Source organism: Citrobacter sp. Igbk 14, from assembly GCF_028069825.1.
GTDB lineage: Bacteria > Pseudomonadota > Gammaproteobacteria > Enterobacterales > Enterobacteriaceae > Citrobacter.
The window spans coordinates 54,694-70,048 of the sequence record NZ_JANEWM010000009.1 but is presented as its reverse complement, the minus strand read 5'-3'; the positions used below and the strand labels follow the sequence as shown (position 1 = coordinate 70,048).

The 15,355-nt window shown below is 51.9% G+C and carries 15 protein-coding genes; 10 read left to right on the top strand and 5 right to left on the bottom strand.

Annotated elements, in window-relative coordinates; translation table 11 throughout:
* Positions 1–47 precede the first annotated feature (47 nt).
* Positions 48–1,307, top strand: a complete 1,260-nt coding sequence (gene murA / locus NNN64_RS05555; RefSeq protein WP_040234132.1) for a UDP-N-acetylglucosamine 1-carboxyvinyltransferase — start codon at positions 48–50, stop codon at positions 1,305–1,307.
* A 57-nt stretch (positions 1,308–1,364) separates the two neighbouring features.
* On the opposite strand, the gene sfsB is transcribed toward murA, so the two are convergent.
* Both sfsB and ispB read right to left on the bottom strand, forming a co-directional pair.
* Positions 1,365–1,649, bottom strand: a complete 285-nt coding sequence (sfsB, locus tag NNN64_RS05550; RefSeq protein WP_271440745.1) for a DNA-binding transcriptional regulator SfsB — start codon at positions 1,647–1,649, stop codon at positions 1,365–1,367.
* A gap of 221 nt (positions 1,650–1,870) precedes the next feature.
* The gene (gene ispB, locus NNN64_RS05545; protein WP_048213414.1) at positions 1,871–2,842 is read right to left on the bottom strand and encodes an octaprenyl diphosphate synthase; all 972 of its coding nucleotides are present in this window, start codon (positions 2,840–2,842) and stop codon (positions 1,871–1,873) included.
* Between the two features lie 258 nt (positions 2,843–3,100).
* On the opposite strand from ispB, the gene rplU reads away from it, so the two are divergent.
* The 4 genes from rplU (at position 3,101) to cgtA (ending at position 5,970) form a co-directional block, all read left to right on the top strand.
* A complete protein-coding gene (gene rplU, locus NNN64_RS05540; protein ID WP_003025032.1) occupies positions 3,101–3,412 on the top strand; it encodes a 50S ribosomal protein L21 in 312 nt (103 codons plus the stop codon).
* Positions 3,413–3,431: 19 nt separating this feature from the next.
* Positions 3,432–3,689, top strand: a complete 258-nt coding sequence (gene rpmA, locus NNN64_RS05535) for a 50S ribosomal protein L27 (RefSeq protein WP_003025030.1) — start codon at positions 3,432–3,434, stop codon at positions 3,687–3,689.
* A gap of 127 nt (positions 3,690–3,816) precedes the next feature.
* On the top strand, positions 3,817–4,782 hold the full coding sequence (locus tag NNN64_RS05530; protein WP_048213413.1) for a DMT family transporter: 966 nt from the start codon (positions 3,817–3,819) through the stop codon (positions 4,780–4,782).
* 15 nt (positions 4,783–4,797) lie between these two features.
* Positions 4,798–5,970 carry an Obg family GTPase CgtA gene (gene cgtA / locus NNN64_RS05525; RefSeq protein ID WP_003828732.1) on the top strand — a complete coding sequence of 391 codons (1,173 nt, stop codon included), beginning with the start codon at positions 4,798–4,800 and terminating at the stop codon, positions 5,968–5,970.
* Positions 5,971–6,100: 130 nt separating this feature from the next.
* Here cgtA and dacB read toward each other — a convergent pair whose 3' ends face one another.
* On the bottom strand, positions 6,101–7,534 hold the full coding sequence (dacB, locus tag NNN64_RS05520) for a serine-type D-Ala-D-Ala carboxypeptidase (protein WP_202037633.1): 1,434 nt from the start codon (positions 7,532–7,534) through the stop codon (positions 6,101–6,103).
* A gap of 248 nt (positions 7,535–7,782) precedes the next feature.
* On the opposite strand from dacB, the gene greA reads away from it, so the two are divergent.
* The gene (gene greA, locus NNN64_RS05515) at positions 7,783–8,259 is read left to right on the top strand and encodes a transcription elongation factor GreA (protein ID WP_003025019.1); all 477 of its coding nucleotides are present in this window, start codon (positions 7,783–7,785) and stop codon (positions 8,257–8,259) included.
* 213 nt (positions 8,260–8,472) lie between these two features.
* Here the strand turns inward: greA and yhbY are convergent, their stop codons facing one another.
* On the bottom strand, positions 8,473–8,766 hold the full coding sequence (yhbY, locus tag NNN64_RS05510; RefSeq protein ID WP_003025016.1) for a ribosome assembly RNA-binding protein YhbY: 294 nt from the start codon (positions 8,764–8,766) through the stop codon (positions 8,473–8,475).
* Between the two features lie 125 nt (positions 8,767–8,891).
* Between yhbY and rlmE the strand changes: the two genes are divergently transcribed.
* The 4 genes from rlmE (at position 8,892) to glmM (ending at position 13,830) form a co-directional block, all read left to right on the top strand.
* Positions 8,892–9,521, top strand: a complete 630-nt coding sequence (gene rlmE, locus NNN64_RS05505; protein WP_137382431.1) for a 23S rRNA (uridine(2552)-2'-O)-methyltransferase RlmE — start codon at positions 8,892–8,894, stop codon at positions 9,519–9,521.
* A 99-nt stretch (positions 9,522–9,620) separates the two neighbouring features.
* Entirely contained in the window at positions 9,621–11,552 is a 1,932-nt protein-coding gene (gene ftsH, locus NNN64_RS05500; RefSeq protein WP_271440744.1) for an ATP-dependent zinc metalloprotease FtsH, read from the top strand.
* Between the two features lie 99 nt (positions 11,553–11,651).
* Complete coding sequence (gene folP / locus NNN64_RS05495; protein WP_048213410.1) at positions 11,652–12,500, top strand: dihydropteroate synthase; 849 nt, start codon at positions 11,652–11,654, stop codon at positions 12,498–12,500.
* Complete coding sequence (glmM, locus tag NNN64_RS05490) at positions 12,493–13,830, top strand: phosphoglucosamine mutase (RefSeq protein ID WP_101741911.1); 1,338 nt, start codon at positions 12,493–12,495, stop codon at positions 13,828–13,830. Before folP ends, glmM begins: the two co-directional genes overlap by 8 nt.
* A gap of 49 nt (positions 13,831–13,879) precedes the next feature.
* Here glmM and dcuC read toward each other — a convergent pair whose 3' ends face one another.
* Complete coding sequence (gene dcuC / locus NNN64_RS05485) at positions 13,880–15,346, bottom strand: C4-dicarboxylate transporter DcuC (RefSeq protein ID WP_271440743.1); 1,467 nt, start codon at positions 15,344–15,346, stop codon at positions 13,880–13,882.
* Positions 15,347–15,355 lie beyond the last annotated feature (9 nt).

The following is a 15,355-nucleotide window of genomic DNA, read 5'->3' as shown; positions in this document are numbered from 1 at the left end:
GGTGATATGCCGGTAGCGAAGATGAATTCTTAACAGAGAACAGAATAATGGATAAATTCCGTGTTCAGGGGCCAACCAAGCTCCAGGGCGAAGTCACTATTTCAGGCGCTAAAAACGCCGCACTGCCGATCCTTTTTGCGGCGCTGCTGGCTGAAGAACCTGTAGAAATTCAAAACGTCCCAAAACTGAAGGACGTAGATACCTCCATGAAGCTGCTGAGCCAGTTGGGGGCGAAAGTAGAGCGTAATGGGTCTGTGCACATTGATGCGCGTGACGTTAACGTCTTCTGTGCGCCGTACGATCTGGTGAAAACCATGCGTGCGTCTATCTGGGCATTGGGGCCACTGGTCGCTCGTTTTGGTCAGGGTCAGGTTTCTCTGCCGGGCGGCTGTACTATCGGCGCGCGCCCGGTTGACCTGCATATTACCGGTCTGGAGCAGTTAGGTGCCACCATCAAGCTGGAAGAAGGCTATGTGAAGGCGTCCGTAGAGGGACGTCTGAAAGGCGCACACATTGTCATGGACAAAGTGAGTGTCGGTGCAACGGTAACCATTATGTGCGCGGCAACGCTTGCAGAAGGCACCACCATCATCGAAAACGCCGCTCGCGAACCGGAAATTGTGGATACCGCTAATTTCCTGATTGCGTTGGGTGCGAAGATCACAGGGCAGGGTACCGATCGTATCACCATTGAAGGCGTTGAACGTCTCGGTGGCGGTGTGTATCGCGTTCTGCCAGACCGTATTGAAACCGGGACGTTCCTGGTGGCGGCGGCGATTTCTCGCGGCAAAATTATCTGCCGTAATGCACAACCAGACACACTGGATGCTGTTCTGGCGAAGCTGCGTGATGCCGGTGCGGATATCGAAGTCGGTGAAGACTGGATTAGCCTCGACATGCACGGCAAACGTCCTAAAGCGGTCAATGTGCGCACTGCGCCACATCCGGCTTTCCCGACTGATATGCAGGCCCAGTTCACGCTGTTGAACCTGGTGGCCGAAGGGACAGGTTTCATTACGGAAACCGTGTTTGAGAACCGCTTTATGCACGTGCCTGAACTGAGCCGTATGGGGGCTCACGCGGAAATCGAAAGCAATACTGTGATTTGTCACGGCGTTGAAACGCTCTCCGGTGCACAGGTCATGGCGACCGATCTGCGCGCGTCAGCAAGTTTGGTGTTAGCGGGATGTATCGCTGAAGGCACAACGGTCGTTGACCGTATTTATCACATCGATCGCGGCTATGAGCGCATCGAGGATAAATTGCGTGCGCTGGGCGCAAACATTGAGCGCATTAAAGGCGAGTAATCGCCAACGCGTGTTGTAACCCCCAGGATCGTTGATCCGGGGGTTGCTGTTTTACCGCTACTCAAGACCCTTCTTTTCTTTCCGTACTCTCATCATCCGCGTTCTGTCGATGAATTCATGCGTCCTGGCGTCATGGTAGCGTGACGGCCAAATTACCCACGGGTCTGTTCCCAGTGCTTTCGCGATAATCAATTCACCTTTCGGCCACGGTCGGGTTAACGCATTTGCCAGCGTTGATGAACTTAAGCCATTCTTACGTGACTCAGCGGCCATTGACGTACCTTTCTTACGTAGCCCCGCGATGATGTCAGCCGGATGCCAGTCAATGAATTTGCTTTCCATAGTTCCACATCTCCTTTGGTTAACCAGTGAGGTTTCACAATCAGCCTGTGGAGTTACTATACGCCTCGAGAACGAATGTTCTAAAATGTTCTCGTAAAATGCTTATATATTCAGAATATACCAAGATTATGCGAGTGGATTTTCTATTTTGTAGATCTTATTGGAATTTATAAGAGCACCCCATGTACTGCACGGGGTGCTGGGAAGTGAGATGAGGGAAATTAACGGTCGCGCTGTACGGCGATATGCGCCAGGCCAATCAGGGCTTCTTTCCACGGAGTATCTGGAAGTACCTGAAGTGCCGCGATGGCTTTATCAGCCTCTTCTTCGGCGCGCTGACGAGTCCATTCCAGTGACCCGCAAGCGTTCATCGCTTCCAGAACCGGCTCCAGCAGGTGGCGACCATTACCTTGCTCAATCGCCTGGCGAATCATTTGCGCCTGCTCAGGGGTGCCGTGGCGCATCGCATGCAGCAACGGTAGCGTAGGTTTACCTTCGTTGAGGTCATCACCCACGTTTTTACCCAACTGTTCGCCATCTGCGCTGTAATCCAGTAAATCGTCGATAAGCTGGAAAGCGGTACCGAGGTAGCGGCCATAATCCTGCAGGCCTTTCTCTTGCTCATCGCTACAACCTGCAAGGATACCTGAGCATTGGGCCGCGGCCTCAAACAGACGAGCCGTCTTGCTGTAGATAACACGCATATAGTTTTCTTCGGTGATATCCGGGTCGTTGACGTTCATTAACTGCAGGACTTCGCCTTCAGCAATGACGTTGACCGCTTTAGACATCACTTCCAGCACTTTCAGGGAGCCGAGGCTGGTCATCATCTGAAAGGCGCGGGTATAGATAAAATCGCCGACCAGAACGCTGGCAGCATTACCAAACGCTGCGTTTGCCGTGGCTTTCCCACGGCGCATATCGGATTCATCCACAACATCGTCATGAAGCAGGGTTGCGGTGTGGATAAACTCGATTAAGGCAGCGATCGTGACGTGGGCATTTTCCTGATAACCAACGGCACGCGCCGCGAGTACGGCGATCATTGGGCGAATGCGTTTTCCGCCGCCGCTCACGATGTAGTACCCCAATTGATTGATCAACTGGACGTCGGAATTGAGCTGTTCAAGGATTGTCGCATTGACCCCCGCCATATCTTGCGCGGTTAACTCATTGATTTTTTCTAAATTCATCGCAAAAGCCGGGCTTCTCGCCCCGATTACCTCACTATTTGAGAAGGTAACGTCGGGTTTAGGGTTAGAAATATATGCTGATTGTACTGAAAAAACGCCGCAGATAAACGTTACGGTACACGTTGTGTTTTTTTTCTTCATGTATTGACGGTAGCACTTGTCAAAGGCTCGCGTTTTGCGTAATATTCGCGCCCTATTGTGAATATTTATAGCGCACTCTGAATCATCAAAAAGGTGTGCGCGGAAGCGGAGTTTTTTATGTACGCGGTTTTCCAAAGTGGTGGTAAACAACACCGAGTAAGCGAAGGTCAGACCGTTCGCCTGGAAAAGCTGGACATCGCAACTGGCGAATCTGTTGAATTCGCTGAAGTTCTGATGATCGCAAACGGTGAAGAAGTCAAAATCGGCGTTCCTTTCGTTGATGGCGGCGTTATCAAAGCTGAAGTCGTTGCTCACGGTCGTGGCGAGAAAGTTAAAATTGTTAAGTTTCGTCGTCGTAAACACTACCGTAAGCAGCAGGGCCATCGTCAGTGGTTCACTGATGTGAAAATCACTGGCATCAGCGCTTAAGTTAAGGGGAGCAGATTAAATGGCACATAAAAAGGCTGGCGGCTCGACTCGTAACGGTCGCGATTCAGAAGCTAAACGTCTGGGCGTAAAACGCTTCGGCGGTGAAACAGTTCTGGCTGGTAGCATCATCGTTCGTCAACGTGGTACTAAATTCCACGCTGGCTCCAACGTTGGTTGCGGCAAAGACCACACTCTGTTTGCTAAAGCAGACGGTAAAGTGAAATTTGAAGTGAAAGGCCCGAAAAACCGTAAATTCATCAGCATTGTTGCTGAATAAGTTTTTCGCGTCCCGGTAACGGATAAAAGCCCCGCAACACGTTGCGGGGCTTTTTACATTCGACGACCGGTAAATATGCTCGTCGCGCCGTGATAACCCGGAAACGAGCCCTTGCAGGGAATACGGCATGAAGCAGCAGGCAGGTATTGGTATTCTTTTAGCACTCACGACAGCTGTCTGTTGGGGGGCTTTACCAATAGCGATGAAGCAAGTGCTGGAGGTGATGGAACCTCCTACCGTCGTGTTCTACCGTTTTTTAATGGCAAGCATTGGCCTTGGCGCTATTCTTGCGGTTAAAAAAAAGCTCCCTCCATTGCGTATTTTTCGCAAAGCGCGTTGGCTGGTGCTGTTGGCTATTGCCACGGGTGGACTGTTCGGTAACTTCATTCTGTTTAGTTCGTCTTTACAATATTTGAGCCCAACGGCTTCGCAGGTTATCGGTCAACTGTCACCTGTTGGCATGATGATCGCCAGCGTCTTTATCCTGAAGGAGAAGATGCGCGGCACGCAGATTATTGGCGCTATTATGCTTCTGAGCGGCCTGGTGTTGTTTTTTAATACCAGTCTGATCGAAATTTTTACCCGGCTGACCGATTACACCTGGGGCGTGATCTTTGGTGTCGGTGCCGCGACGGTTTGGGTGTGTTATGGGGTCGCGCAAAAGGTGTTATTGCGCCGCCTGGCATCACCGCAGATCCTGTTTTTACTGTACACTTTATGTACAATAGCGTTGTTGCCGCTGGCTAAACCCGGTGTAATAGCGCAACTCAGCGACTGGCAGCTTGCCTGCCTCGTGTTCTGCGGCCTGAATACACTGGTAGGATACGGTGCCCTTGCGGAAGCAATGGCTCGCTGGCAGGCGGCACAGGTGAGCGCCATAATTACGCTCACACCGCTGTTTACGTTGTTATTTTCAGATTTATTATCACTGGCCTGGCCCGATTTCTTCGCCAGACCGATGCTAAACCTTTTAGGTTATCTCGGTGCGTTTATCGTGGTTGCGGGCGCGATGTATTCCGCCATTGGTCATCGAATTTGGGGCGGTTTACGTAAGCATGAAACGGTGGTTTCGCAACCCCGCTCAGGCGAATGATTTACGGAGAGTAAAATGAAGTTTGTTGATGAAGCATCGATTCTGGTCGTTGCAGGCGATGGCGGTAACGGTTGTGTCAGCTTCCGCCGCGAAAAATACATCCCGAAAGGCGGTCCGGACGGTGGTGACGGTGGTGATGGCGGTGACGTCTGGCTGGAAGCCGACGAAAACCTGAACACGCTGATCGATTACCGTTTTGAAAAATCATTCCGTGCGGAACGTGGTCAGAATGGCGCAAGCCGTGATTGCACCGGCAAGCGTGGTAAAGACGTTACCATCAAAGTGCCAGTAGGGACACGCGTCATCGACCAGGGTACGGGCGAAACGATGGGCGACATGACCAAACACGGTCAGCGTCTGATGGTCGCTAAAGGTGGTTGGCACGGTCTGGGTAACACCCGTTTTAAATCGTCGGTCAACCGTACACCGCGTCAGAAAACGATGGGTACACCGGGCGATAAGCGTGACCTGATGCTGGAACTGATGCTGTTAGCCGATGTCGGTATGCTGGGTATGCCAAACGCCGGTAAATCGACGTTTATCCGCGCGGTATCTGCGGCGAAACCGAAAGTGGCGGATTATCCGTTCACCACGCTGGTACCGAGCCTCGGCGTTGTGCGTATGGACAACGAAAAGAGCTTCGTGGTTGCCGATATTCCAGGTCTGATTGAAGGCGCGGCTGAAGGCGCAGGTCTTGGTATTCGCTTCCTGAAGCATCTGGAACGTTGCCGCGTACTGCTGCACCTCATTGATATCGATCCGATTGACGGTTCCGATCCGGTAGAAAACGCCCGTATCATTATTGGCGAACTGGAAAAATACAGTCAGGATCTGGCGTCTAAACCGCGCTGGTTAGTGTTCAACAAAATTGATTTGATGGACAAAGCTGAAGCGGAAGAAAAAGCGAAAGCCATCGCTGAAGCGCTGGGCTGGGAAGGTAAATATTACCTGATCTCTGCCGCCAGCCAGCTGGGTGTGAAGGATCTTTGCTGGGATGTGATGACCTTTATCATTGAGAACCCAATCGTTCAGGCTGAAGAAGCGAAACAGCCGGAGAAAGTTGAGTTCATGTGGGATGATTATCACCGTCAGCAGCTCGCTGAAGTCGAAGACGAAGCGGAAGATGACTGGGATGACGATTGGGACGAAGACGACGAAGAAGGCGTTGAGTTCATCTACAAGCGTTAATCTCGTAGCCGGATGGCGCTTACGCTTATCCGGCCTACAAAAGCCAACGGGCCGCATTTGCGGCCCGTTTTGTTATGTTCTTTGTAGGCCGGATAAGACGCGTTAGCGTCGCCATCCGGCAATAATGCACTCAGTTATTCTGATAAATATCCTTGTACAGCCGACTCTCGAAGCGTACCAATGGAATACGGCGGTTACGCTGGTCTGCAGGCTCTACCGCATAGCCAGACAGGTACTGCACGAAGGCCATGCGTTGCCCGCTGGCGGTGGTGATGAACCCCGCGAGGTTATATACCCCTTGCAGTGAGCCTGTTTTCGCGGAAACCTTGCCATCAACACCAGCCTGATGCAGGCCTGCACGGTATTGCAGGGAGCCATCGTGGCCAGCCAGTGGCAGCATCGTGATAAAGTTGAGCTCATTGTCATGCTGCGCGATGTATTGCAGCACCTGCATCATGGTGGCGGGGGCAATCAGGTTATGGCGAGAGAGGCCAGAGCCATCGGCAATAATCGTGTTGCCGATATCGACGCCCGCCTGCTGACGCAGGATCTGACGTACGGCATCTGAACCTGCCCGCCAGGTGCCAGGTACGTTAAATCGCGCATGGCCAATCATGCGAAAAACGGTGTCGGCAATCATGTTGTCTGATTTTTTCAGCATAATCTTAAGCAGATCATGCAATGGTGCTGATTGTTTGCTGGCGACGACGGTACCCGGCTCGTTGACCTGAGTCTGACGCAGCAGCGTACCGCTGTAGGTAATACCCGCTTGTTTTAGCTCATCTTTAAGAATGGCTCCGGCATAGCTGGCACCGTCCTGAATAGCAAACGCCAGTGGCAGCGGTTCGGCGCGCTGCGGCAGACACCCGGTCAGCGTAAAGCGGTTCAAATCACCGGGTACCACGTCCAGTTCACAATATTGCGCTTCCGCAGAACCACGTGCGAGGGTGCGAACCTGGCTGAACATGGTCACCGGGTAGTAAGAGGCCACGCGAATATACGCCAAATCGTTGGCTTTTTGTGCGCTGTAGAGCGATACAGAGAAGCAATTTCGGTCGACAATCGCCGCTGCTGGCGGAGCGCTAAAACATTGCGTCATGTCGTTCCAGGGCCAGCCGGGCGCTTTATCATGGCTGGCAAAAATGGAGGTGTCTATCAGGACATTTCCGGCAATTTGCGTCACCCCTGATTTTTTCAGAGTTGCTACCATATTGCGAATATCCTGACGTTTTAACGTCGGATCGGCACCAAATCTCGCAACTAAGTCACCTTTCAATATCCCATTTTCTACGTTGCCTTTTGTCTCAAGCGTCGTGGTGAAACGGAAATCAGGTCCGAGTTGAATCAATGCCGCCAGAGCGGTGATCACTTTCTGGGTACTGGCTGGGAGCGCCATCTGCTGGCTATGGTAATCAATCGCGGGCGCAGGCGCGCCAACCTTCTGTACCATAAGGGCGAGGTTGGCCCCGGCAGGAAGCTGGTTGATGTACTCGTCGACATTCGCAGCCTGAACGCTGAACGCTATACTGGCAGTTAATCCAATGGCAAATCTGGGAAATCGCATAATCTCGCGCTAACAACCTGGAAACAGGCCGTCATACTACGGCGCAACGCCCTAAAAAGTAAACGATGACCCATAGGGAACTCCAGGGTAAAATGAACATCAAATAGAGAATTGTAGCTGACCTGGGACCTCGTGCCCCGGGTCGGTATTTTTTTGCTTCTGACTCTGGCATGGCGTATGCCAGGGTGGGCTTAGCAGCCGGGGTGAGGACAACCACCCCCTACAGGAATGTTCAAGAGGTATAACAAATGCAAGCTATCCCGATGACCTTACGCGGTGCTGAAAAACTGCGCGAAGAACTGGATTTTCTCAAATCTGTGCGTCGCCCTGAAATTATTGCCGCGATCGCGGAAGCGCGTGAACACGGTGACCTGAAAGAGAACGCGGAGTATCACGCGGCTCGTGAACAGCAGGGATTCTGCGAAGGTCGCATTAAAGATATTGAAGCCAAACTGTCTAACGCGCAGGTTATTGACGTCACTAAAATGCCAAATAACGGCCGCGTTGTGTTCGGTGCGACGGTTACCGTTCTGAATCTTGATAACGATGAAGAGCAGACCTGGCGCATTGTGGGCGATGATGAGGCCGATTTTAAACAAAACCTGATTTCGGTGAACTCACCTATTGCTCGTGGCCTGATTGGTAAAGAGCAGGATGATGTGGTGGTTATCAAAACGCCGGGCGGTGAAGTTGAGTATGAAGTGACGAAGGTCGAATACCTGTAAGAATTTCCCAATACACACATCCTGGTTCACGTTGCATACGCGTTGGCAGTGCTCGAATTATTTAGTGTATCTGCAAGATGTTGATGTATTGTAAAGAAAGGAAAAAGGCCGCATAGCGGCCTTTTATCAACGAAGAGAGCGTGGCATTTTGCTCTCCTGCTAGCGGAAATTCCCGCGTTTTACACAAACTTCGTGTTCAACTTTGGGATATTCTTAGCGTGGCAGCGAGATTTTACGTTCTTTAGTCGGGCGATACAGTACCAGCGTTTTGCCGATGACCTGTACATTACAGGCGCCGGTTTCGCGTACGATAGCTTCCACGATCAAGGTTTTAGTATCGCGATCTTCCGAGGCGATTTTCACCTTGATAAGCTCATGGTGCTCTAACGCTTGTTCAATCTCGGCCAGTACCCCTTCGGTCAAACCATTATTGCCAAGCATAACTACAGGCTTGAGCGGATGTGCCAGACCTTTCAGGTGCTGTTTTTGTTTAGTACTCAGATTCATCGTATATTTTTGCTTACGTTGGGATTGAAAACGGGTCATTCTACCGCCATCTCCCATATATCGCCAAATAGCTGTGTAGATATTTACACCATTGGTTACGATGAACTGCCCGATGGGAAAGTGAAATGACAGGTAAAAAGCGTTCTGCCAGCTCGAGTCGCTGGCTTCAGGAACACTTTAGCGATAAATATGTTCAACAGGCACAGAAAAAGGGGTTACGTTCCCGCGCCTGGTTTAAACTTGATGAAATACAGCAAAGTGACAAAATTTTTAAACCGGGGATGACGATTGTTGACCTCGGCGCTGCACCCGGTGGCTGGTCGCAATATGCGGTTACGCAGATCGGAAACAGCGGCCGCATTATCGCTTGCGATCTTTTACCTATGGATCCAATCGTTGGTGTGGACTTCCTTCAGGGCGACTTTCGTGATGAATTAGTCCTGAAAGCGTTACTTGAGCGTGTAGGTGACAGTAAAGTACAAGTTGTCATGTCTGATATGGCGCCAAATATGTGTGGAACACCGGCGGTGGATATTCCCCGGGCCATGTATCTGGTTGAACTGGCACTTGGAATGGCTCGTGATGTATTAGCACCAGGTGGTAGTTTTGTAGTGAAGGTGTTCCAGGGCGAAGGCTTCGATGAGTATCTAAGAGACATTCGCTCCCTGTTTACGAAGGTCAAAGTTCGTAAGCCGGACTCTTCTCGCGCCCGTTCGCGTGAAGTGTACATTGTAGCGACCGGGCGTAAACCATAACCGGTAGATTTCAAACGAAAGTTTGAAAGACACTGGATATAGAGTATCCTGACGCTGTTTTTAACACAGTTGTAATATGAGGTTAATCCCTTGAGTGACATGGCGAAAAACCTAATACTCTGGCTGGTCATTGCCGTTGTGCTGATGTCAGTATTCCAGAGCTTTGGGCCCAGCGAGTCTAATGGCCGTAAGGTTGATTACTCTACCTTCCTGCAAGAGGTCAATCAGGACCAGGTTCGTGAAGCGCGTATCAACGGACGTGAGATTAACGTTACCAAGAAAGATAGTAACCGTTACACGACCTACATTCCGGTTAACGATCCGAAGCTGCTTGATAACCTGCTGACCAAAAACGTCAAGGTTGTTGGCGAGCCGCCTGAAGAGCCGAGCCTGCTGGCTTCTATCTTCATTTCCTGGTTCCCAATGCTGCTGCTGATTGGTGTCTGGATCTTCTTTATGCGTCAAATGCAGGGCGGTGGTGGCAAAGGTGCCATGTCGTTCGGTAAGAGCAAAGCGCGCATGTTGACCGAAGATCAGATCAAAACCACTTTTGCTGATGTCGCGGGTTGTGACGAAGCGAAAGAAGAGGTCGCTGAACTGGTTGAATACCTGCGCGAACCGAGCCGTTTCCAGAAACTGGGCGGTAAGATCCCGAAAGGCGTCCTGATGGTTGGTCCTCCGGGTACAGGTAAAACCCTGCTGGCAAAAGCTATCGCAGGTGAAGCGAAGGTTCCATTCTTCACAATTTCCGGTTCTGATTTCGTGGAAATGTTCGTCGGTGTGGGCGCATCTCGTGTGCGTGACATGTTCGAACAAGCCAAGAAAGCGGCACCGTGCATCATCTTCATCGATGAAATCGACGCCGTAGGTCGCCAGCGTGGCGCTGGTCTGGGTGGCGGTCACGATGAACGTGAACAGACGCTGAACCAGATGCTGGTTGAGATGGACGGCTTCGAAGGTAACGAAGGTATTATCGTTATCGCGGCAACTAACCGTCCTGACGTTCTTGACCCTGCGCTGCTGCGTCCAGGCCGTTTTGACCGTCAGGTTGTTGTTGGTCTGCCGGACGTTCGCGGTCGTGAACAGATTCTGAAAGTGCATATGCGTCGCGTACCGCTGTCTCCGGATATCGATGCGGCAATCATTGCTCGTGGTACGCCTGGTTTCTCAGGTGCGGACCTGGCGAACCTGGTGAACGAAGCGGCACTGTTTGCAGCGCGTGGCAACAAGCGTGTTGTATCGATGGTTGAGTTCGAGAAAGCGAAAGACAAAATCATGATGGGTGCGGAACGTCGCTCCATGGTGATGACGGAAGCGCAGAAAGAATCCACCGCGTACCACGAAGCTGGCCACGCGATTATCGGTCGCCTGGTACCGGAGCACGATCCGGTGCACAAAGTGACGATTATTCCGCGCGGTCGTGCGCTGGGTGTCACCTTCTTCCTGCCTGAAGGCGACGCAATTAGCGCCAGTCGTCAGAAACTGGAAAGTCAGATCTCCACGCTGTACGGCGGTCGTCTGGCAGAAGAGATCATCTACGGTGCTGAACATGTTTCTACCGGTGCGTCCAACGACATTAAAGTCGCGACGAACCTGGCGCGTAACATGGTCACTCAGTGGGGCTTCTCTGACAAACTGGGGCCGTTGCTGTACGCGGAAGAAGAAGGTGAAGTGTTCCTCGGTCGTTCTGTGGCGAAAGCTAAACATATGTCCGATGAAACCGCGCGTATTATCGATCAGGAAGTGAAATCACTGATTGAGCGCAACTATGACCGTGCTCGCCGTCTGCTGAACGATAACATGGACATCCTGCACTCAATGAAAGATGCGCTCATGAAATATGAGACCATCGATGCACCGCAGATTGATGATCTGATGGCCCGTCGCGAAGTGCGCCCGCCAGCGGGTTGGGAAGAGTCTGGTTCATCTAACAACTCTGGCAACAATGGCACCCCGAGTGCTCCGCGTCCGGCTGAAGAGCCGCGTACGCCGAACCCGGGCAACATGTCAGAGCAGTTAGGCGACAAATAAGTTATCGTCATCTGATGACCATGTTTTAATTGAAAACCCTGGGGCTTGCTCCGGGGTTTTTCTTATCTGCTTACTCACGATTTTACCAGGGATAACACTATGAAACTCTTTGCTCAGGGATCTTCGCTGGATCTCAGCCATCCCCACGTCATGGGGATTTTAAACGTCACACCAGACTCTTTTTCTGATGGTGGAGCGCACAACTCCCTGGTTGAGGCGGTAAAACACGCAAATCTGATGATTAACGCAGGGGCGACTATCATTGATGTGGGTGGTGAGTCTACGCGACCGGGCGCGGCGGATGTGAGCGTGGAGGAAGAACTGCAGCGTGTAATCCCGGTTGTTGAGGCAATTGCTCAACGTTTTGAAGTGTGGATTTCGGTAGATACCTCAAAACCAGAGGTTATTCGTGAGTGCGCCAGAGTAGGGGCGCATATCATTAACGATATACGTTCGCTCTCGGAGCCGGGCGCGCTGGAAGCTGCGGCAGAAACTGGATTGCCGGTTTGCCTGATGCACATGCAGGGACAGCCGAAAACTATGCAGGAAGCGCCGAAGTATGAGGATGTATTTGCTGAGGTAAATCGTTACTTTGTTGAGCAAATAGCACGTTGTGAACGGGCCGGAATCACAAAAGATAAATTGCTACTCGACCCAGGATTCGGATTCGGTAAAAATCTTACTCACAACTACACATTGCTGGCACGTCTGGCGGAATTTCATCATTTTAATCTGCCGCTGCTGGTAGGGATGTCACGAAAATCAATGGTTGGCCAATTGCTCAATGTGGGTCCATCTGAGCGTTTGAGCGGTAGCCTTGCATGCGCGGTCATTGCCGCAATGCAGGGGGCGCAGATTATTCGTGTCCATGACGTCAAAGAAACCGTAGAAGCGATGCGTGTGGTGGAAGCCACATTGTCTGCAAAGGAAAACAAACGCTATGAGTAATCGTAAATATTTTGGCACCGATGGGATTCGTGGTCGTGTAGGCGACGCTCCAATCACCCCTGACTTTGTGCTCAAGCTGGGTTGGGCGGCAGGCAAAGTGCTGGCACGTCATGGTTCACGCAAAATCATTATCGGCAAAGATACGCGTATTTCCGGCTATATGCTGGAATCTGCGCTGGAAGCGGGCCTGGCTGCCGCGGGGTTGTCAGCTTCTTTCACAGGCCCCATGCCAACACCTGCCGTCGCTTATCTGACGCGTGCTTTCCGTGCTGAAGCCGGGATTGTTATCTCCGCTTCACACAACCCATTTTATGACAACGGGATTAAATTCTTCTCCATCGACGGAACCAAACTGCCGGATGCAGTTGAAGAAGCCATTGAAGCGGAGATGGAAAAAGCAATCACCTGCGTGGATTCGGCTGAGCTGGGTAAAGCCAGTCGTATTGTCGATGCTGCCGGGCGCTATATTGAGTTCTGCAAAGGCACATTCCCGAATGAACTGAGCCTGAACGAGCTTAAAATTGTGGTGGACTGCGCTAACGGTGCAACGTACCACATTGCGCCAAATGTACTGCGCGAGCTGGGTGCTAACGTCATTGCGATTGGCTGTGAACCGAACGGCGTGAACATCAATGAAGAAGTCGGCGCGACCGATGTTCGTGCGCTGCAGGCGCGCGTCATCGCGGAAAAAGCCGATTTGGGGATTGCGCTGGACGGTGACGGCGACCGCGTCATTATGGTTGATCACGAGGGTAATAAAGTCGACGGCGACCAGATCATGTACATCATCGCTCGTGAAGCGCTGCGCCAGGGGCAACTGCGCGGTGGCGCGGTGGGTACCCTGATGAGCAACATGGGACTGGAGCTGGCACTGAAACAACTGGGCATTCCGTTTGCCCGTGCGAAAGTGGGCGACCGTTATGTGCTGGAAAAAATGCAGGAAAAAGGCTGGCGTATCGGTGCGGAAAACTCAGGTCATGTGATCCTGCTGGATAAAACGACCACGGGCGACGGTATTGTGGCGGGTCTGCAGGTATTGGCAGCGATGGTGCGTAACCATATGAGTCTGCACGATCTGTGCAGCGGCATGAAAATGTTCCCGCAACTGCTGGTTAACGTACGTTACACCGCAGGCAGCGGCGATCCGCTGGAACATGAAAGCGTGAAAGCGGTGATGGCAGAGGTTGAAGCGGCACTGGGTAACCGTGGACGCGTACTGCTGCGTAAGTCGGGCACTGAGCCATTAATCCGTGTGATGGTTGAAGGTGAAGACGAAGCACAGGTTACGGAGTTTGCGCACCGCATTGCGGATGCAGTGAAAGCCGTTTAACCCTATCCATAAGTGCAAAAGCCGGAGTCTGAGAGACTCCGGCTTTTTTTTACTGTACTGCAAGCGGTTGTTTACGCCGGCGCTGCCAGAAGTAGCCACTGATCATCAATAGGACGAGGACGGCCAGCCACGGGAGAACCGCCAACAAGTGCCCGGATCGGGCGAATGTCAGTGCAATCATCAGCAACCATCCTCCCAGCATCGGAATTGCGGTGCGTTTAACGATATCCACCGGTGATACACCTGCGATCCCGGCGATGGCGATAATCACGCCGGCAATAGGCGACAACGTCCGTCCAATGCCCGCTGAGATTTGAATCGGCAGCATCATAACCGCCACGTCGCTGCCAATATGGCGGCTGATATCCGGCACCATCGGGGCGAAGGAGAAAAATGCTGCATTCCCAGAGCCCATTAACGCTGAAATCGCAAAGGTGATTAGCGTCATCAGCAAGATTATAGACGCTGCACTGAGGCCAAATTCTCCTGAGAGTGACAGCAGCGCATCAACCGCGCCAATCGCTTTCAGACCGGCGGAGAAAACTTCACCGGCGATAATCAGCGTGACTACCGTGGCAAACACACTGCCCATACTGTCGAAAACTTTTTGTACGCCAGCCATCACTTCGCGAGCTTTACGATGGCGGCAATATTCGCATATCAGAGTAATGGCCAGGCTTATCAGTACGGCGGTATCCAGCGTAATTTTGAGTGAGCTGAACAGCAAATCACTGCACGCTAACATTAAAACCAGCGGTAACATTGGCAGGAACAGCCAGGCAACCGGCGCTTCGGCTTCTTCGGTTGAGGTTAATGTCTGCATTTGCTGCGCGGCATTGTCACCATTCTCCCGGCGATCGAAAAAGCGTTGTACAACGATATGAAGCAGAGCGATGAAAAGAATAACCGGAACGACAATCGGTAACTGATCCTGAACAAAATAGTTAACTACCTCGATACCTGCCGTTTTGGCGGCGAGAACCGAGTTCCCGGAGCCCGGGCCAAATTCAACGGCACAGGTACTGGCGATAACCGCAGCGACGGCGGCGCGGCTGCAGCCAAGACGGGTCAGCAGGGGGTAAAGTGTTGCCATCAAAAGCAGACCCAGTCCGGTGGCGCTACTGATAAACAGCGACAGAAATTGGCCCAGCAGCAGGGCCAGCCCGAGCAGTAGATAAGGGGAGTTCAGACGTTGCAAGGGGCGGGATGTGACGCGCACCAGCACCTGACTTGCGCCAATAGCCGACATATAGGTGGCAAAGCCACCTATCAGCATGATTTGTAGTCCAAGACCGCCAAGACGTACGCTCAGGGTATCGCGAATAAACTCAAAGGCGTCAAAGGGACCAAATCCGGTGCTTTTTTTTACCAGGCTACTGAGAGTAGCCATCCCGCTAAAATGCGCGATAAGCAGGAGTACGATCCCGGTTAAGAGCAACACCGACTGAGGGTGATACTTTTTCAGGATCAGACGCCCGGCAAAAATAATGGCGACCAGCGCCAGTAATAATGACATTCTCAACTC